This is a genomic window from Sphingopyxis sp., assembly GCF_035565275.1.
Classification (GTDB): domain Bacteria; phylum Pseudomonadota; class Alphaproteobacteria; order Sphingomonadales; family Sphingomonadaceae; genus Sphingopyxis.
Genome location: NZ_DATMST010000057.1, coordinates 1 through 18475 on the forward strand (window position 1 = coordinate 1; position 18475 = coordinate 18475).

At 64.1% G+C, this 18475-nt stretch carries 15 protein-coding genes; 7 read left to right on the top strand and 8 right to left on the bottom strand.

The genetic code is table 11. From position 1 onward, the window contains the following. Positions 1-205: 205 nt before the first annotated feature. From VN047_RS03750 to VN047_RS03760, 3 genes are all read right to left on the bottom strand, one after another. Positions 206-658: a hypothetical protein gene (locus VN047_RS03750; protein ID WP_325540163.1), complete on the bottom strand. Its 453-nt coding sequence runs from the start codon at positions 656-658 to the stop codon at positions 206-208. Positions 659-814: 156 nt separating this feature from the next. Next, the gene (locus VN047_RS03755; RefSeq protein ID WP_325540165.1) at positions 815-1930 is read right to left on the bottom strand and encodes a serine hydrolase domain-containing protein; all 1116 of its coding nucleotides are present in this window, start codon (positions 1928-1930) and stop codon (positions 815-817) included. Between the two features lie 11 nt (positions 1931-1941). Then, positions 1942-4209, bottom strand: coding sequence for a TonB-dependent receptor (locus VN047_RS03760; protein ID WP_325540167.1), 2268 nt, complete (start codon positions 4207-4209; stop codon positions 1942-1944). Between the two features lie 121 nt (positions 4210-4330). On the opposite strand from VN047_RS03760, the gene VN047_RS03765 reads away from it, so the two are divergent. The 3 genes from VN047_RS03765 to VN047_RS03775 all read left to right on the top strand — a co-directional run bounded on the left by VN047_RS03765 (position 4331) and on the right by VN047_RS03775 (position 8991). Continuing rightward, on the top strand, positions 4331-5560 hold the full coding sequence (locus VN047_RS03765) for a TetR family transcriptional regulator (protein ID WP_325540169.1): 1230 nt from the start codon (positions 4331-4333) through the stop codon (positions 5558-5560). A 235-nt stretch (positions 5561-5795) separates the two neighbouring features. Beyond that, complete coding sequence (locus VN047_RS03770) at positions 5796-8186, top strand: TonB-dependent receptor (RefSeq protein ID WP_325540171.1); 2391 nt, start codon at positions 5796-5798, stop codon at positions 8184-8186. Between the two features lie 19 nt (positions 8187-8205). Continuing rightward, positions 8206-8991, top strand: a complete 786-nt coding sequence (locus VN047_RS03775) for an SDR family oxidoreductase (RefSeq protein WP_325540172.1) — start codon at positions 8206-8208, stop codon at positions 8989-8991. A gap of 117 nt (positions 8992-9108) precedes the next feature. Here VN047_RS03775 and VN047_RS03780 read toward each other — a convergent pair whose 3' ends face one another. Both VN047_RS03780 and VN047_RS03785 read right to left on the bottom strand, forming a co-directional pair. Next, positions 9109-10254, bottom strand: a complete 1146-nt coding sequence (locus tag VN047_RS03780) for a serine hydrolase domain-containing protein (protein WP_325540174.1) — start codon at positions 10252-10254, stop codon at positions 9109-9111. Continuing rightward, entirely contained in the window at positions 10251-11510 is a 1260-nt protein-coding gene (locus VN047_RS03785; RefSeq protein ID WP_325540176.1) for a TetR family transcriptional regulator, read from the bottom strand. The genes VN047_RS03780 and VN047_RS03785 overlap by 4 nt, the downstream gene beginning before the upstream one ends. 347 nt (positions 11511-11857) lie before the next feature. Between VN047_RS03785 and VN047_RS03790 the strand changes: the two genes are divergently transcribed. From VN047_RS03790 to VN047_RS03805, 4 genes are all read left to right on the top strand, one after another. After that, positions 11858-13171 (top strand): MFS transporter, encoded by a 1314-nt coding sequence (locus VN047_RS03790; RefSeq protein WP_325540178.1) that lies wholly within the window; start codon positions 11858-11860, stop codon positions 13169-13171. Positions 13172-13323: 152 nt separating this feature from the next. Further along, a complete protein-coding gene (locus VN047_RS03795; RefSeq protein WP_325540180.1) occupies positions 13324-13644 on the top strand; it encodes a class I adenylate-forming enzyme family protein in 321 nt (106 codons plus the stop codon). 465 nt (positions 13645-14109) lie between these two features. Continuing rightward, positions 14110-14904, top strand: coding sequence for an enoyl-CoA hydratase/isomerase family protein (locus tag VN047_RS03800; RefSeq protein WP_325540181.1), 795 nt, complete (start codon positions 14110-14112; stop codon positions 14902-14904). 66 nt (positions 14905-14970) lie between these two features. Then, the gene (locus tag VN047_RS03805) at positions 14971-15498 is read left to right on the top strand and encodes a gamma carbonic anhydrase family protein (protein WP_325540183.1); all 528 of its coding nucleotides are present in this window, start codon (positions 14971-14973) and stop codon (positions 15496-15498) included. 24 nt (positions 15499-15522) lie between these two features. Here the strand turns inward: VN047_RS03805 and VN047_RS03810 are convergent, their stop codons facing one another. From VN047_RS03810 to VN047_RS03820, 3 genes are all read right to left on the bottom strand, one after another. Further along, on the bottom strand, positions 15523-16443 hold the full coding sequence (locus tag VN047_RS03810) for an SDR family NAD(P)-dependent oxidoreductase (RefSeq protein WP_325540185.1): 921 nt from the start codon (positions 16441-16443) through the stop codon (positions 15523-15525). A 116-nt stretch (positions 16444-16559) separates the two neighbouring features. Beyond that, positions 16560-17357, bottom strand: a complete 798-nt coding sequence (locus VN047_RS03815) for an SDR family oxidoreductase (protein ID WP_325540187.1) — start codon at positions 17355-17357, stop codon at positions 16560-16562. 83 nt (positions 17358-17440) lie between these two features. Then, on the bottom strand, positions 17441-18475 hold a 1035-nt coding region (locus tag VN047_RS03820; RefSeq protein ID WP_325540189.1), incomplete at its 5' end, for a YeiH family protein.

Here is an 18475-nt window from a genome sequence, read left to right on the forward strand (position 1 = left end):
CGGGCCTCGCCCGGGCTATGGCGACGGCTACTATGCAGCCTTTGTATTCGACCCAGATGGATACCGGATTGAAGCCGTAATCAATCAGGCACAGTGACCGGCCCTGCAAGCTCGGTGCAGGCTTTTGGCGGAACGACAATTGCCGGCCACATCTGGTCATCGCTTTGCAGACAACAGACACGAAAATGAGAATGTGTGGGCGGTTTTAAAGCGTGCGTTGCTCCAACTCCATTTCCGGAACGGCACGCCGCTCTGTCCCCAGCATTCCCGAATTCTCCCAGACGATTACGACCGTCTGCTGATACATTTGGCGTTCGACTTCAACAAACGCGCCAAGGACCCTGATGATCGCGCTGTCGCGCCCGTTGCAGACTATTTCGACCCGATCCAGCGACCTGAGAGGTTGGACAGCAGCATCAATGATTTTGCGCTGCTTGTCGGAAAGCGCCCGGGAAAAGCCGGCGATCCCGACCACCGTGACGCTTTGGCCTTCGCGGATAAACTCCGCTCCAATAATGCCTCCGTCGGGACAGGTCACGACTACGCGATCAGAGTTGGTCAGTGGTGGGCCCCGAGTGTCCGGCGCTTCATATGCCGCCGTGGGCGGCGGAGGCATGGGTTCAGCAAAGATCAGAGCGGCAGCCGAAATGAGAAACACCAAATAACTCCGGTTGGTCCGATGCCGGGTTTAAGGTGCGGGATTCTCGTCCGCAACCCGTGACAGGTGCGCAAAGTCGGCTATTCACGATTTGCGCCCAAAAGCCGGCAGGCGGCTCGCGGCCACTACGATCCTCTTAAGGCCATCGCGTCGGCGCTAGATACTCGCATAGACGGCGTCTATGAGTGCAACGTCGCGCGGATCGTCGCGGAGCAGCGTACCCATCCTGTTCATCGTATAGCTCATGGCGATGCCGGCTACCGGGTCGGCGAAGGCGAAGGAGCCCCCCCAGCCCGAGTGACCGAAGGCCGCCTGGTTCGGTCCATAGATGCCGTCGAAGTTCAGAAGAAAACCGGCGGCCCAGCGTGCGGGCATCCCGAGAACGAGGTCGACGCCCTCGACACGTGTTGCCGTGGCGGCCGCAAGCGTTCGGGCGGCGACTTGCCCGCCGGTGAACATCGCATAGAGGCGCGCGAGAGCCGCAGCGTTCGAATGGCCATTGGCGGACGTGAGATCCGCGGCGCGCCAGGCCGGATCATTGGGAAGCGTAGGATCGAGCGGCGGGTTGGCAAGCGCCGCGATTTGAGGTGCAGTGAGCTGGCCGATATCCGCCGAGCTGAGTTCGGGCGGTGCGATAATTTCCGCGCGGCGTCCATCGTTGCGCGGATCGAGCCCGATGGCAATGTCGAGGGCGAGCCCGCCGGCAAGCTCGTCGCGGACGAAATCCTTGAGCGAACGGCCCTCGATCCTTCGAAAAAGCTCGGTCGCGAGGATACCGATGCTGATCGCGTGATAGCCCGACGCAGTGCCGGGCTCCCATATCGGCGTCTGCTCGGCCAGTCGCCGCGCCGAGGTTTTCCCGGCGAGCAGGTCGGCAACGCTGGCCGGCGACGTAAAGCCGCTGAGCCCCGCTTGGTGCGACAGCAGCATCGCGATCGTGATGCCTTCCTTGCCGTTCGCGCCGAACTCGGGCCAGTGATCGGCAACGCGATCTTCGTAAGACAAGAGGCCACGATCGGCGAGGATTGCGAAACAGATGGCGCCCACGCCCTTGGTCGTCGACCATAGGTTGACGAGCGTGTCGGCCTGCCACGGCGCCGTGCGCGCGGCATCCCGCCAACCGCCGTGAAGATCGATCGCGGGCTCGCCATCGACGATCAGGCAAAGCGCGGCGCCGACGTCATTGCGCTCGACGAAGTTTTCTTCAAACGCGGCGCGAACGGCGGCGAAGCGCGCGTCGCAGTGGCCCGCAATCGGTGCGTGGGCTGGCATCGAAAATCTCCTCAATACCGGAAGCTGAGCTCGACGCCGTAGGTGCGCGGCGCGTTGTAGATGCGGTTGACGATCCCGAGCGAGGCGAGATTGACGCCCGAAACGACATAGCGTTCCTTGGTGAGGTTGCGCCCCCAGAGGGCCACTTCCCAACCGTCCTTCTCGCCGGCCAGCGACACGCGTGCATTGAAGAGCCAATAGGACTCCGACGAGATGAGCGGATCGTTCGAGGCCTCCTTGAACGCCGACGAGGCATAGCGCGTGTCGCCCTGGATCGCCGCGGTCAGGCCGGGGCCTAGGTCGAATTCGTAGCGGGCCTTGCCCGAGAAGGAGGTGGCTGGCGCGTTGGGTAGCCGATTGCCCGCCGGGATCACGCCCGCTGCGGTCGCGAACGACGACAGCCTGGTATCGAGCAGGCCGAAGCCGCCCGACACGGTGAGGCCGCGGGTCGGCCTCAGGATGAGATCGATGTCGGCACCGAAAACGCGCGCGCTGTCGACATTGCCGACCTTCTGGACGGAGAGGCCGGTCGCGGGATCGATGAAGCGCACAAAGGTCTGGGGATCCTTGTAATCGTAATAGAAGCCCGAGACGTTCAACGTCACGGCGTGCCCGAACTCGCTTTTGACCCCGACCTCATAGGCGGTAAGGGTCTCGGGGCGATAGGGCAGGAGTTGGCTGTCGTTGTTAGTAAAGCCGCTGAAAAAGCCGCCGCTTTTGCGCCCGCGGGAAACCGAGGCGAACAGGAGCAGTCCATCGCGGGGACGGACGTTGAGGCCGATGCGTCCGGTCACATTGCTGTCGCGGATCGTGTCGTCGATGAAGGTGTCGTTCACGCCGACAAGTGGGGAGGCCGTGATGAAGCTCGTACCTCCCGCATAGTGCCGCTTCTCGCGCGTGAAGCGGAGCCCGGTGATCAGGTCGACCTTGTCGGCGATATGCCAGGTTGCATCGGCATAGAGCGCTGCCGAACGGGTCACCTGATCATAGTTGGTCTTCCCCGAACCGCTCGCGGCGCCAAGAAATACCAGCGGCCAGTCGTCGCCATAGTTGGTGTTGTCGCCGAGCACGCGGTCCCATGAGTAGAAGGCGCCGCCCACAAGATCGACAAGGTCGTTGCGATAGCCGATGCGCAGTTCCTGCGTGAACTGCCGGACATCCTCATTCTCGTCATAATCGAACTGCTGGAGGGGCGTCGCGTCGACGTCGATATGATAAAGGCGCGAGAAGTCGATGTAGCCCGTGATCGAGGTGATATCGACGGCGCCGAGGCTGTAGTTGATCTTGCCCGTGAGGCTGACCTGATCGACATTATAGGGGAAGCGGCCGGCCCAATCGCCGTGATACGGGTTCTCGTTGCTGTTTTGATAGCCATAGGCGTCGACGCAGACCGAATTGTCGAGGCGGCCGGCCAGCACCGGCGCGCAGGGAACGAACGGGGTTCCCTGGCCATAGGTGCCGTTGAATTGGGGCACACCCATCTCTGAACGCGAACGTTCGCCTTCGGCCTTGAGCAGGATGTCGAGACCGTCGGCGGGTTGCAGCGCCAGCTGGATGCGTCCGAGCCAAATATCGCGCGATCCGAGATCGCGGCGTCCGGGCGTGCCGTCTTCGAGGAGCGAGCTCGTCCAGAAGCCGCGGCCCTGCTGGATGGTCTTGCCTCCAAGACGGAGTTGCGCGCGATCCGACAGTGGAATGTTGAGCATGGCTTCGGCATCGAACGTATCGAAATTGCCGTAACCGGCCTTGGCAAAGGCGGCGAAGCTGTCGCCTGGCGTCGCCGAGACGATGTTGACTGCACCCGCGGTGGTATTGCGGCCGTAAAGCGTCCCCTGCGGGCCCTTCAAAATCTCGATGCGTCCGAGATCAAAGAAATTTCCGCTCATCAGGCCCGGCGAGGCGAGGGGAATTTCGTCAACGTAAATGCCCGCAGCAGGGCTTGATACGGTGCTGAAATCGTCAAGTCCGATGCCGCGGATGGTAACGGTCGGGAGCGCGCCCGGGACGGTCTCCTTGATGTCGACATTGGGGACCTGGGTTGCAAGATCCTTGATCTCGGCGACTCGCGCGGTTCGGATGCCCTCAGCGGACAGCGCCTGGATCGTGGCGCCCACGTCCTGCAGGCGCTCTTCGCGCTTCATCGCGGTCACGACGATGTCGCCGTCGGCGGCGTCGGCGCTTTCGGTTTCTTGCGCGCCCGCGGCGGGGCTCAAGGCCAGCAGCGTGATGGCGACAGCGATCGACGAGGTTTGCGCGAGGCGCGCACGGGCAGCCTTCATCAAAATCTTCCTCTCCCACATTCTTTATCGTTTATGATTCTGACAACAGCGTATGCCGTAACATACCGACTTGTCAATCGGGCCGTGAGCGGGCAGTCAGAGGCTGATGGCAGGAACCGAATTGGCGGCGGGTAGCAAACCCTTGCAGAGTGCAGCGCGCGCTGCGCGTCGCGCGTTGCTGCTCGGCGAGGCGGCCCACGAATTCCGCCGGACTGGGGTCGCGGGGGCCGATCTCGTCGAAATCGCCAAACGCGTCGGGCTGACGCGGCCCAGTCTCTACAATTACTGCTCGGACCGCACCGATCTTGCGCGGCAATGCTATCTTCACCTCCTCGACCCGCTCGTCGAAGATCTGGAGCGCGCTGCGGCAAGCGAGGCCTCGGGCCTTCAAGCCGTTCTCCAGTTTCTGGCTGCGGCGCGCGACCGGGACCACACCCATGCGATTATTGCCGCAGAGCTCGAGGCTTTGCCCGACGAAGGGCGGCGCGAGATCGGCGCGCGTCAGCATGATGCGTTCGAGACGCTCGCGGCGCTGATTAGCCGGGGTGTCGAGGACGGCACTGTGCGCGCGTGCGACCCCGGAATAGCGGCCCGGACCATATGGGGCATGATTGCCTGGGCGCCGCTCGGCGACATATGGGCCCGGCGCGCCGAGCAAGACGGTTCGGGCCGGCTCGCGGTCGAGCTCCCAAGCATTGTGGAGAACGGCGTCAGTACATGCGCCGCGCCGCTGACGATGGATATGGCCGGCATCGAGTCCTGGTCTGCGCTGTCCCCGCCGCGGCCCTCCGGCCGGGCGAGCGAAATCGTCGCGACGGCTTCGGCGCTGTTCAACGCGCGCGGGGTCGAAGGTGTATCGCTCGACGATGTGGCAGCGGACCTCGGCGCGACGAAGGGACTCATCTACCATCACTTCGCCAGCAAGGCCGAACTGGTCGCGGCGTGCCTCGAACGCGCGTTCGATCTCTACGCCACATTGCTGGACCGCGCCGAAGAGCGTCAAACGGGGGTCGAGAGGTCGCGCGCCGGTCTTGCGCTGAATGTGCAGGCGCAGCTCGATCCGGCGGGCCCGATGTCGCTCTCTGCGGCGGCGTATCACAAGCTCGGGCCCGACCAGCAACTGAGGTTCAGCGCCATGACGGGGGCGCTGCTCGACCGCTCGATCGCCATGATGGAACTCGGCAATTCGGACGGAACGCTGCGTCCATTCGAGGCCGAACCGACCGCGCTTGCGTCGGCAGGCACGTTCAACTTTGTGGCACGCTGGCTTCCGCGCAATCGGGCGCTGTCGCACCGTTTCGTTGCCTTCGAGGTATCGAACCTCTTCCTGCACGGTCTCCGCGCCAGCTGATTTCGATGTTGGAGCGGGCGGCGCGATAGCGCGCGGGCCCTCTCGATCAGTCCCGATCGAAAATTTCCGGCGCGTCCTTCCGGCGCCCGTCGTTCGCGCCGGCCGCAAAATCGACACGTTTCCATTCTGCCATGCGCCAGTGTCGAATCTTTTTGACAAAGCTTATGGACGTATCCATACGCTGACATACATCAGTGTCGAAAAGCGAAAAGCTGAGACTTTTGGGGAGAGGTTTATGACCAAGGCCATCGTGCGGCTGCTTGCGAGCGCCGCGTTCGTCAGTTGCACAATTTCGGGCGTGCAGGCGCAGACCGCGCCAGGCGAATATGATGCCGCGGGCGACACTGCCGACGAGCCCGACGGGACAATCATCGTCACGGCGCGCAAACGCGCCGAAGCTCTGCAGGACGTCCCGGCTCCCATCACCGCCTTCGGGGCCGAGCAGATCGAGCGCCTGAAAATCAACGGCGTCGACGATCTGGCGGCCTTCACGCCGGGCCTGCAGTCGGCCGAATCCTCGGTGTCGTCGGGCGGGTCGATCTCGCTTCGTGGCGTCGGCAGCGGTTCGACCAATTATCTCGGCGATCAGGCCGTCTCGATCAACATCGACGGCATGCAGGTCGGGACGCTCAATGTCCGCAAGACGGCGCAGATCGACCTAGCCCAGATCGAGGTGCTGCGCGGTCCGCAGGCGCTCTTCTTCGGCAAGAACAGCCCCGGGGGCGTGATTTCGTTCAAGACCGCGGACCCGAGCTGGAAGACCGAGGTCGAAGGCGAGGCGGGCATCGAAGCCGTGTCGGGCGACAAATATTATCAGGCCGTGGTGTCGGGCCCCATTTCCGACAAGCTCGCCGTGCGTGTCGTCGGGCGGTATACGGACCTTCAGGGATATTTCCACCTGCGCACGGTCCCCGCGAACGGCGATCCGCTCGTCGTGCCGCCTGCGGCGAGCAAATATCCGAGCGGCCAGGAATATTTCGTGCGCGGTACGATCCTCTTCGAGCCCACCGACATGTTCAAGCTCAACGCAAAGCTCTCCTACACTCACACCTATAACCGCGGGGGCTCGTTCACTTCGTTCCAGCGCATCGACTGCCCCTATGGTGCGCCGCAGCTTCAGCCCAATTTCCCCTGCAAGGCCGACCGCGACATCTATCGCGGGAGCGCGTCCAAGGCGCTGACCGATCTCGTTCCGGCCTCCGAAGCGGAAGACGGCCTCGGCTTTCGTCGCAACGACCAGTGGCTCGGGACGCTCCAGGCCGATCTTCGTGTGACGCCCGATGTGACCGCGACCTGGGTGGCTGGTTACTACAACTTCGACGAAATGAACGCGCACGACGCGTCGGTCGGTCCGCGCGGCGTCCTTCTGGTTCCCTATCTGCCGTTCAAGATGGAACAGATCACACAGGAGTTTCGTGTCGCGTCCGACTGGTCGTCGCCGCTGAACTTCACGGTCGGCGCCTTTTACGAAACGCGGGACACCTACGGCGCGCAAGACGCCGTGATCACCCTGCCGCCGAACCCGTTCCGCATCGGAACCGAGGAAACCTTCCAGAAGCAGGAAGCGGTATCGGTGTTCGGACAGCTCCTCTGGGATATCACGCCCCAGCTCGAATTGTCGGGGGGGCTTCGCTTCACCTCGGAAAACAAGCAGCTGCGGTTCCTCCGCAACGGCATCGACGTGACCCGGAACCTGGCGACGCGGACGCTGTCGTTCAGCAACGTCTCGCCCGAGGCGACGCTGTCCTACCATCTCGACGACGATGTGATGCTGTTTGCGTCCTACAAGCGCGGCTTCAAGTCGGGTGGCTTCGACGGTGGCTTTACCAATGGCACGATCAGCGCGGCCGCTCCGGGAACCTTCCGCAATAGCTATAGCGAGGAAATCGTCTCCGGGTTCGAGGGCGGCGTCAAGGTCGGCACCCCCGACCTGACGTTCAACCTCACCGGCTACCGTTATGATTACAAGGATCTGCAGGTCGGCGCCTTCGACGCAGCAACGATCAGCTTCAAGGTCCTAAATGCGGCCGCGGCGCGTATTCAGGGCCTCGAGTTCGACGCCAACTGGAAGACGCCGCTCGACGGGCTGAGCCTGCGCGGCTCGGCCGCGTACAACGACGCGAAATTCCGCGACTTCCTCTCGGGCTGTTATCTCGGTCAGACCCCCGCATTGGGTTGCAACCTGACGCCGCACCCGGTGACCGGCGTCTTCCAGGAACAGGATATGGCCGGGCGCCAGATCAACAATGCGCCGAAGTTCGTTGCTACGGGCGGCTTCCTGTTCGAGACCGACCTTTCCAAGGATATCGGCGTCGAATTCTCGATCGATGCCAATTATTCGAGCAAATACAGTGCGAACCTTCGCCAGTCGCCGCAGGACCTTCAGGACGGGTTCGTGAAGCTCAATGCGTCGCTCCGCCTGTTCGGCGCCGACGATCAATGGTCGTTGTCGCTGGTCGGTCGCAATCTTACCAACAAATATACGATCAGCGCGTCAGGGCCGATCACGCTCACAGGCAGCGGCAGCGGGCACCCCGATGCCCGCCTTGCCGACGAGAGCGGGTTCGTGTCGCGCGGACGCGAGGTGTTCGCAACGCTGAAACTGCGTCCCGCTTTCCTGAACTGATCGACTTGCGAAAGGCGCAATGATGAGTGACCAGCTTTTCTCGATCGAGGGCCGCGTGGCCCTCGTCACCGGCGGCTCGCGCGGTATCGGCCGCATGATCGCCGAGGCTTATGCCGCGCGCGGGGCGAAGGTCTATATCTCGTCGCGCAAGGCCGATGCGTGCGATCGGGCTGCGGCCGAAATATCGGACGCTGGAGGTGTCTGCGTTTCGCTTCCGCAGGACATCTCGTCGGTCGAGGGCGCGGACAATCTCGCCGCGCGCCTGCGCGAGCGTGAACCGAAGCTCGATATTCTCGTCAATAATGCCGGTGCGGCCTGGCTGGCGCCGATCGACGAGTTTCCCGAGGCAGGCTGGGACAAGACGGTCGATCTCAACCTCAAGTCGCCTTTCTTTCTCACCAAGGCGCTGCTGCCCGAGCTCCGCGCAGCTGCCAACGCGACCAAGCCGGCGAAGGTCATCAACATCGCCTCGATCGACGGGATGCGCCCGAATCCGCAGGAAACCTATGCGTATCAGGCCAGCAAGGCGGGTCTCATCCACCTCACGCGCCGGCTCGCAGCGCAGCTCATCCGCAACAATATCTGCGTCACGGCGATCGCGCCCGGCGCGTTTCCGTCCGAGATGAACCGCGATGCGCGCGATCATGCCGCCACGGTTGCGCAGCGCATTCCGTCCAGACGCGTCGGGGACGCCGAGGACATCCAGGGTCTTGCAATCTTTCTTGCATCGCGCGCCGGCGACTATGTCGTGGGCGCTACGATTCCGGCGGATGGCGGCGTGGCACTCGCGCAGCTTGGAATCTAGCCGCGCGCGGCACTCCGTGTCACTCCCGTCCCACCGGACGAACTGCGGGAGGAGGGCTTCGGCCCTCCTCCTTTTTAATTGAGCTGTTCCGCGCCGCGGGAAATCCGGAGGAGCCGGTCAGCCTGCGCAGGCGAAGATGGCATTGCACAGGCGGACGGCTCGCGGATCGAGCGCGATCTGACCGCCCATCCGGCTCATCACATAACCGATACCGATTCCGCGCGCGAGGTTGGCGCAGCCGAAGGATCCGCCCCAGCCGGTATGGCCGAAGGTTGCGGGGTCCGGACCCCAGGCACCGCCCATGTTGAGACTGACACCCGCGCCCCATGTGCGCTCTCCGAGAAAGCGATCGGGCCGCGTGCTTCGCGGCGCGCGCAACGCGTCGATCGTCTCGCGCGAAAGATAAGGTTCTCCGTCGAACCGGTCGCCGGATGCAACGGCACCATAGAGTTTCGCGAGCCCGTGCGCTGTAGCATGGCCGTTGGCAGCCGGAACCTGTGCAGCGCGCCAGCCCGCCCGGTTGGCCCAGTCCTGGCGCACGACGGGATTGGTCATCGCCGGGGCGGCCAAAGGGTCGGGCGCGGGCGGCGTCCCGGCATCGTCGAACGGAACAAGGTCGGCGACGCGGTCGAGGTCGCCCTGGCGCAGGCCGATCTGGATGTCCGCATCGAGCGGGACGGCGACTTCGGTCTCGATCAGCGCACGAGGCTCGAGGCCAGTGATCCGCCTCGCCAGCTCGCCGACGAGAAATCCGAATGTCATGGCGTGGTAGGAGGTGTCCTCGCCCGGCACCCAATAGGGAGCCTGTTCTGCGAGGCGGCGCGTGACCAAGGGCCAGTCGCCGAATTGTTCGACTGTCGTGGGGAGCCGGAACCCGTTGAGGCCGCCTTGGTGGCTGATCAACTGCCCGACCGTCGTCGCCTCCTTGCCGGCGACCGCAAACTCGGGCCAATAAAGGGCAACGCGGTCGTCATAGTCGACGAGGCCGCGGTCGACGAGGCGCGCGAAGGCGAGGGCGGTGACGCCCTTGGTCGACGACCAGATATTGGCGACAGTGTCCGGCGTCCATTCGGTCGTCCGGGCTTCGTCGCGATATCCGCCGACGAGGTCGACAACGGGCTCCCCCCGGTGAAATACGGTGAGCCCGGCGCCGATATCGGCGAGGCCGTCCGGCAGGGAGAAATTGTCGCGGAAGGCCTTGAAGACCGGCTCGAACCCGGGTGCGACGGTGCCCGAGACCGGAACGTCGGCGAGAGCCGTCATGCGGCAATCCCGTGGTTGAAAAGTTCGGTCAGTTCGTCGGCGATGCGGAAGGGCGTCAGATCGTCGGTCGGAGGCTCCCATCGCGGAATCCAGCTGAACGCGCCCGCGCGGGCCACGGACAGCGTTCGCGCGTCGAAGGGAAGGCGGTCGCCTGCCGCGATCCCTTCCTCCGCAAAGCCGACGGTACGGCGGAGCAGCGACCGCAGCCGCTGGCGGTGTCGCTGGCGCTGGCCCGGCGAGAAGGCATCGAGGCCGATCCACGAGGCCAAGGGCTGCAGCGTGCCTGCCTGAGCCTGCGAGTTCAGATGGCCGACGATCGAGAGGCGCTCGAAACTGTCGCGCCCCGAGCGTTCGGCTTCGTCGATAAAGGCTTCGTAGAGATCGTGTGCGCGATCGGCGCAGCGCCGAACCAGCTCCTCCTTGTCGGAGAAATAGTGATAGACCGCCCCGCGAGTCGCCCCGAGTTCGGAGGCTATCTCGTCCAATGATACGGCCTCGACGCCCCGCGCGTTGAACATGCGCGATGCCATCATCAAAATCTGTTCGATGCGCATCTCGCCCATGCTGCCGGGTTCGAACGACGCGGCCTTCAGCCGATTGAAGCGCTCGACGTCGATGTTGCACTGATAGCGGCGATCGCGATCGGCGACAGCGCCTATACGCAAGCTTTCGACGAGCGCATCGATATCGAGCGACGACGCCGAGAGGTCGACCCAGCGATGCGCCATCTGCACATGGCTAATCATCGATGCGAACGCGTGCGCAACCACGCGCTCGTCGCACGGACGGATCTTGCCTTGCGCGATTCCCTTCGAGATCAGCTCGATGAGCGCGAGATGATTGCGGCGGATCGCCTTGCCGATGATCGATCGTCCGTCGGCTGACATATAGCCAAGGTCGGTCACGACGGCGGTCGGGGTCGTGCTCGAGACACTCTCGCGAAAATATTGAAGGACCGCCTCGACCATGTCCGATTGTTCGCCGGCGATCGCCAGGCGCTCGGTGTCGAGTTCGCAGCTGCGCTGGAAACATTGGAACACGAGGTCCTCGCGATCGACCACATAATGATAGAGGGTCGCGCGACCGATGCCGACGCGCTCGGCAACGTCGGCAAGAGAAACGGCGCCGATGCCGTCCTCGTTGAACAGGGCGGCCGCTCCATCGAGAATCGCGTCCAGCTTGGACTGGCGCCGCGATCTGCGCGGCACGGGCGCGCTCTGATTGTCTGCCACAAGGGAAATGGTGGGCTTTGCCAAGTTCATCCTCCGTCACGGCTTGTCTGCCGCTTGAAATGAGGTGGATACTTGCGGATGGAGACATACGTCAAGGACGATCATTGTCGAAAAGTCCACTTTCATCCCTTGGTAATGCGAGGGTAATGCGCCAAGAATGGAATGTTAAGCATGCTGACATGCGTCGATGTCGAAAATTGTTGACGCCCGGTGGGCGATGTGGTCGGCTTGAAGGAAGACATGGGTGACGACGGCCGATCCGTCGCGACTGGGAGCAGAATTGTGGGCTTGATAGCTAAAGGCCGCCTGCGGCGATCGACCCGCCGCACATGGGCGGGGGCCGAGCCCGCCCTATGGGCCGAGGCCGCCGCATGAGGGATCGCGAGGCTGCGCCGCGGCACTTTCCCTGGGGTGCTGTAACGATTCTGACGGCGCTCAATATTCTCTCATACGCCGACCGGCAGCTGCTGTCGCTTCTGGCGGTCCCGATCCAGGAATCGTTGAAGATCGACGACGTGGCTCTGGGCCTGCTGCAGGGGCTAGCCTTTTCCATCGTCTTCACCTTGTCGAGCATCCCCGTCGGCTGGGCGGTCGATCATTTCAATCGGGCCCGCATCATTCACGCGGGGGTGACGATCTGGTCGGCGGCAACGATGGCTTGCGGGCTTTCGTCATCCTTCTGGCAGCTGTTCGCGGCTCGCATCGGCGTCGGCGCCGGCGAAGCCGCGCTCGCGCCGAGTGCCTATGCGATCCTCTCGGAAACGACGCCCAAGGGGAGGCTCGCCTCCGCAATGGGAATCTATGCCATCGGCGCCAGCATCGGAATTGCTTTCTCGCTGGCCGCGGGCGGCCTCATTGTCGCGGCGCTCGCGACGGCCAATCTCGACTTTCCCATCATTGGCAAGATCGAGCCTTGGCAGGCCGCCTTTCTGATGCTCGGGGCGCCGGGCGTTCTCCTCGCCTTCACGGCCTATCTGCTACCGCGCGGCAGCATTCGCCCGCCCAAGGCCAACAAGGTGGCGGGCGCCGATAGCGGATCGCTGCTGGCGTTCGTCAAGCAGCATAAGCGCGCCTTTTTCGCGCAGCAAATCGGCTTCGCGATGCTCGGTCTCTCGGGCTACGCGATCGCCGGCTGGGCGCCGGCACATCTTCAGCGCAATTTCGATTGGTCGCCAGCGCTCATCGGGCCCTCGCTCGGGGTCGCAATCGGCCTTTCGGGTATCGTCGGCACGCTCATTGTCGGCTGGCTCGCGGACCGAGCGTTCAGCAAAGGGCGCCGCGACGCCTATTTCACGACTGCCATCGTCACGACCGCGATCGGTGTCCCGCTGATCATAGCAGCCTTTCTGGCCTCCAGCGGCCTGGCCTGCGTCATCCTGCTAGGGACGGGATATCTGTTTCTCTGCAGCTTCGGAGGGATTTGCAGCGCAGCGCTGCAACTCATGTCTCCCGGCCATTTGCGGGGCCGCACGTCGGCGCTGTACGTCTTCACGCTCAACATTCTCGGCCTCGGTCTCGGCCCCCTCGTCGTCGGCGCGCTGACCGAGCATGTGTTCGGCGACCGAATGCTGGTCGGCTACTCGGTCGCGGTGACGGTCGCAGTCGCCGGATCGATCTCGATCGCGTGCCTCTTGGGCGGTCGGCGCGCCTTTCGCGACACGATTGCGGCGGTGGAAGCAGGATGACCATCGCTGCGGCAGCCACGGCCGCCGCGCCCATCATCGCTCTGCCGCAGACAATGCGCACCTCCCGACGAAGGATGATCCCACATGAAATGCTCTTTCTCCGTTACGCTCATGCTTGCTGGTCTCACCCCGAACGGCGCGGGAGCCACAGCATGACCAGTCGCGAAATGCTCGACAGCAGCTTTGCGACGCTCTCCGACCTGGTTCGGGCGCATGCGGCCGAGAGACCGGACGATGTCGCAGCGGCCGATCCCGACCATCGTCTCTCCTGGTCGGAGCTCGACAAGCTGATCGACCGTATCGCCGCCCGCCTGCAACAGGATGGGCTGGCCAAGGGTGACCGTGCGGCGATCGCCGGCCTGAACAGTGTCGAGCAAATGGCGGTCATCCTCGGTACCGTGCGCGCAGGCGGCGTGGCCGGTCTCATTACCAGCAGCGCCACCGGCGAACAGATGGCCGCGATGCGAGGCTAGGGTGCTTTGGCGTAGCCTTTTGTGCGTCTGGAAGAAAATGGCTCCGGTTCGTTGATGAAATTCGAACCGTGTTGCTCCGGGAAGCCGTCCAAATCCGTCTCTCACTGCAAAGTTATCGCATGATTTCGGAAGAGATCGCAAACGGCCGGACGAAAGGCATGCGGTAGTGGGCGTCGGTTTCGCACGATCAGAGGCTTCGGTGTGGTGGCCGATACCTTACCCACCGGCGTCGGCGCTATTCCTGCGCGCGTTGCATCCAGATTACGCCGGCCATCCGGCGATGGCCTGAACAATTCAGAATATAAACATCGTTTACATTTTATTGCTTGTCGGCAATAGTTGGGCTTCGCGCGATTTTGCGTTCTTAGATCCGCGTGCGGCCTTGCGATCGAGGCGTCGCGAATGGCGGCGATGCCAGCGCAAGTCTGCTGGCATTGTCAAGCAGAGGGAAGGAAAGGCGTGAAAATGAGCGAGGGACCTTTCCGGCTTGAGCAGAATGGCCATATCGTCACGATCACACACGACAGGGGCGAGAAGAGCAATGCGCTGACGCCGGCCTCGATGCTCCAGCTGAAGGCCATGGCAGAATCGCTGGCCGACAATGGCGAGGCGCGGGCCGTGATATTTCGGGCCGAGGGGAAGCATTTCGGCGCCGGGATGGATATCGGCGGGTTGCGCGAGGCGGGGCGCGGGACGACGCCGGCGGTTCAGCAGCGCCGGTCGGCCGAACTCGGCGGCCGGTTGCTTCGTGCCATTCGCGAAATCCATCAGCCGACCATTTGCGTGATTCAGGGCGCCGCGACCGGAGGCGCCGCGTGCATCGCGACGGCATGCGATTTCCGTGTCGGATCGCCCGATGCCCGCATCGGCTATGGCGAGGTCCGCCTCGGCATCAATCTCATGTGGCATGCCTTGCCGCTCGCGATCCAGACGGTCGGTCTCGCAAGAGCCAAGAGGATGGTGATGACAGGCGCGCTCTTCGACGCGGACACGATGCTCGACTGGGGATTTTTCGACAGCGTGGTCGCGGCCGACGAGCGCGACGCCGCGGCACTGCGCATGGCCGAAGAATTTGCCGCGCTTCCGCCGATTGCGGTGCAGATGATTAAGCGAAGCGCGAATGCCTGGGCCGGCGCGCTCGATCAGGCCGTGATGCATGCCGACGCCGACCAATGGCTGCTCGGCACGCGCACCGATGATTTCGGCGAAGGTATTCAGGCCTTCTTCGACAAAAGGCCCGGCGATTTTTCGGGCAATTAGGATTTGGCGCTGGCTGCGGCGTCTGCGCTTGCCAGCCGGCTTGTTTAAGAGAGGGGAAGACGGTCGATGGCTCTCTACGCAATTGACGAGAAGCAGCCCGAGGTTCCCGCCGATAGCTGGGTCGCGCCGTCGGCCGACCTGATCGGCGAGGTGGTGGTCGGCCGCGAGGTGGGGATATGGTTCGGGGCGGTCATTCGGGCCGACAACACCCCGATCATGATCGGCGACCGCTCCAATATCCAGGAAGGCGCGATGCTCCATTCGGATCCCGACATCCCACTCAAGGTCGGGGCGGGCTGCACGATCGGCCATCATGCGATCCTGCATGGCTGCACGCTCGGCGACAATGTCCTTGTCGGGATGGGGGCCACGATCCTCAACAAGGCGGTGATCGGTGCCGACTGCCTGATCGGGGCGGGCGCGCTGGTGACCGAAGGGAAGAGTTTTCCGCCCGGCAGCCTGATCGTCGGCGCCCCGGCAAAGGCGGTTCGCGAGCTGACGCCCGACATGATCGCCGACCTGAAGCAGTCGGCTGCGGATTATGTGACGAAGCAGCGGGAATTCTCGCGCCGGCTCGTTCGCCTCGACGGTTGACAGGAAAGTGCCTGGACGGGCGGCTCAGTCCGGCCTGATGCCGGCCGCCTCGGCCGCCATACCGACGAACTTCATGACCTGCTGGCTCCCGGCCTCGTAGAGCTCGGCGCCTTCGCTTCCGGAAATCGCGTCCCATGCCGCGGCGACGCCTTCGGGCGTACAATCATCGTCCTTCAGATGGACGCCTGCGGTTTCGAGAATAAGCGTACGCGCGAAGCCGCCCGCGGTGGCGCAAAGGATGGCGCGCGACGGGGCATCTTCGCTGACGAGATAGAGGAGGCCCGGGGTGACCGTTCGCGCGTCCATCAGTCCGGTGATCGCGGGCGGCAGCAGGTCCAGTGTCATCCGTGTCGCGGCGCCGGGTGCCAGCGTATTGATCCGGATATTATTCTTCGCTCCCTCGATGTGGAGAACATTCATCAGACCGATGACCGCCATCTTCGCGGCGGCATAGTTCGACTGACCGAAGTTGCCATAGATTCCCGAGGAGGAACTGGTCATGACGATCCGGCCATAATTGGCGGCCTTCATATGGGGCCAGACGGCCATCGTGCAGATCGTGGCGCCGGTCAGGTGGACGCGCACCACGGCTTCCCAGTCGGCGAGCGTCATCCTGGCGAAGGCGCGGTCGCGCAGGATACCGGCATTGTTGACGAGGATGTCGACGCGGCCCCAATCGCGCACGGCCTTCGCGACAAGGTCGCCCACCTGCTCCTCATTGCCGACATCGGCCCCGTGCGCGAAGGCCTCGCCGCCCATGTCGCGGATCATCGCGACCGTTTCTTCGGCCGGAGCCGACGAGCCGCCCGAGCCGTCGAGGCCGCCGCCGAAATCATTGACCACCACCTTCGCCCCGCGCGCCGCGAGACCAAGGGCATGTTCGCGGCCGAGGCCTGCGCCCGCCCCGGTGACGATGGCGACGCGATTGTCGAAACTTATAGTCATTACCCAGCTCCTGTGCCGTGCGGTTTTTCTCGGGAGATGTGACGGGGCAGCTAGCGCCTGCCCCGTCACCCCATCGGCAAACGGGAACGTTTGCACGAAACGATAGTCCGGATCGGTCAGCGCTCGCCCAGTTCGGGCACCGCGCTTCCGAGCATCGTGCCGCCGTCGCAGTCGAGGATCGTGCCCGTGACATAGCGGCCGGCATCGCTCGTAAGGTAGAAGGCCGCGTCGGCGATCTCGTCTTTTTCACCGTAGCGACCGAGCGCGAGGCTCGCACGGATGGCGGAGGCGGCGGCCTCGTTGGGGGCGAGGCGGGCCATGCCCTCGGTGTCGGCGATGGGGCCCGGCGAGATCGCGTTGACGCGGATGCCTTCCTTGCCCCACTCGAGGGCGAGGACCTTCACGAGCATGTCGATCCCGGCCTTCGCGGCGCAGACATGCGCCTGGAGCATCGAAGGCTTGCGGGCCTGCGGCGCGCTGATCGCGACGAGCGAGGCGCCGGGACGGCTCAGCCGGCTATAGGCGGCGCGAAACACGTGAAAAGTCCCGATCAGATCGATATCGACGACGGCACGAAAGCCGTTCGGCGACATGGCGGCGGCGGGGGCGACGAAATTCCCCGCGGCGCCCGAAACGACCACGTCGATTTCGCCATGGCTCTGCGACGCGGCGTCGATCGCGGCATCGACTGCCGCAAAATCGCGAACGTCGCCGGTAAAGCCCAGCGCGCGGCCGCCGGCATCGACGATCGAGGCGACCGCCGCGTCGATCTTCGCCGGGTCGCGGCTGAATATCGAAACGCGCGCACCGGCGGCGGCATAGCGCTGCGCGATCCTGAGATTGATGCCCGAGGAGCCCCCCGCCACGAAGACATGCTTGCCTTCGAACAATTGTGCGCTGAACGGTCCCGTCATGTCGTCTCCCCTATTTTTATATAAACACTGTTCACATATCTAGCGCCGGTACGGATTTTGGGCAAACCCTATTTTTGCCCAAATCAGGCGATCCAAACCGCGCAGGCAAGCGCGGCGAGAAAGCTTGCGAGGCTCGCGGCGATAACGGGAATACCGGCCCGCCAGCTCATCGAAAGCAGCAGCGCGAGGCGGGTTCGCATCGCGGTAGCGGTCACCGCGAGCAGAAGAAGCGCCTTGGACAGCGCCAGCGCGAACGCCCTGATTTCGTCGGGAAGTACCAGCAGGCTGTTGAGCAGGACGACGCCGATAAAGGCGGGCACAAACCATGGCAGCGCGATGCGCCGCCGTTTGCCGGTGGCCTCGCTCTCGGGTGGCAGGAGGACACCGACGCAGGCCACGACGGGAGCCAGCAGGGCCACGCGGGCCAGCTTGACGATCGTCGCATCGGCGCCGGCGATATTGGAGAAGGCGTAGCCGCCGCCGATCGCCTGCGCGACATCGTGGATCGACGCCCCGATCAGGAACCCGGCCTGCCTGTCCGTCAGCCCGAGCTTGGCGGCGAGAACGGGATAGAGCGACATCGCCACCGCGCTCGCCAGCGAGATGCCGACGAGCGTCAGCGTGAACTGGGCTTCGGCGAGGCGCTTGCGGCCGATGACATCATAAAGCGCGAGGGCCGCGCTCGCGCCGCAGATCGCGGTCGCCCCGCCGGCAAGCAGGCCGACATGCGGCGATTGTCCCGACAGGCGGGCCGCGCCGAGGCCGGCGCCGATGGTGACGGTCATGATGAGGATGAGCGCCGCAAAGGGCATCGCCCCGAGCTGAAAAATCTGCCCGGCGGTGACCTGCAGGCCGAGAATGACGATGCCGACGCGCAGGAAGTGGCTCGAGGCAAAGTCGAGCCCGGGACGGGTGCGGACATCGTCCGATATGAAATTGAGCGCCAGCCCCACGAGCAATCCCAGCAGGATGACCGGAAAGGCATAATGATCGGATAACCACGCCGCGGCGGCCGCCGCCGACGTGCATGCCGCAAGGCCCGGAAAGAGGCGGCGGGACTCGCTCGTGTCGCCTGCGGCTTCGCCGAGCGCGATGTCGTTGTAGAGGTCGGCGGCGGC

What these genes read in the sequence shown, in the direction of transcription:
- VN047_RS03755 (WP_325540165.1), bottom strand. Translation starts at nt 1,930, where the DNA reads ATGCCAGCCCACGCACCGATTGCGGGCCACTGCGACGCGCGCTTCGCC.
- VN047_RS03780 (WP_325540174.1), bottom strand. Translation starts at nt 10,254, where the DNA reads ATGACGGCTCTCGCCGACGTTCCGGTCTCGGGCACCGTCGCACCCGGG.
- VN047_RS03760 (WP_325540167.1), bottom strand. Translation starts at nt 4,209, where the DNA reads ATGAAGGCTGCCCGTGCGCGCCTCGCGCAAACCTCGTCGATCGCTGTC.
- VN047_RS03770 (WP_325540171.1), top strand. Translation starts at nt 5,796, where the DNA reads ATGACCAAGGCCATCGTGCGGCTGCTTGCGAGCGCCGCGTTCGTCAGT.
- VN047_RS03810 (WP_325540185.1), bottom strand. Translation starts at nt 16,443, where the DNA reads ATGACTATAAGTTTCGACAATCGCGTCGCCATCGTCACCGGGGCGGGC.
- VN047_RS03815 (WP_325540187.1), bottom strand. Translation starts at nt 17,357, where the DNA reads ATGACGGGACCGTTCAGCGCACAATTGTTCGAAGGCAAGCATGTCTTC.
- VN047_RS03790 (WP_325540178.1), top strand. Translation starts at nt 11,858, where the DNA reads ATGAGGGATCGCGAGGCTGCGCCGCGGCACTTTCCCTGGGGTGCTGTA.
- VN047_RS03775 (WP_325540172.1), top strand. Translation starts at nt 8,206, where the DNA reads ATGATGAGTGACCAGCTTTTCTCGATCGAGGGCCGCGTGGCCCTCGTC.
- VN047_RS03805 (WP_325540183.1), top strand. Translation starts at nt 14,971, where the DNA reads ATGGCTCTCTACGCAATTGACGAGAAGCAGCCCGAGGTTCCCGCCGAT.
- VN047_RS03800 (WP_325540181.1), top strand. Translation starts at nt 14,110, where the DNA reads ATGAGCGAGGGACCTTTCCGGCTTGAGCAGAATGGCCATATCGTCACG.
- VN047_RS03795 (WP_325540180.1), top strand. Translation starts at nt 13,324, where the DNA reads ATGACCAGTCGCGAAATGCTCGACAGCAGCTTTGCGACGCTCTCCGAC.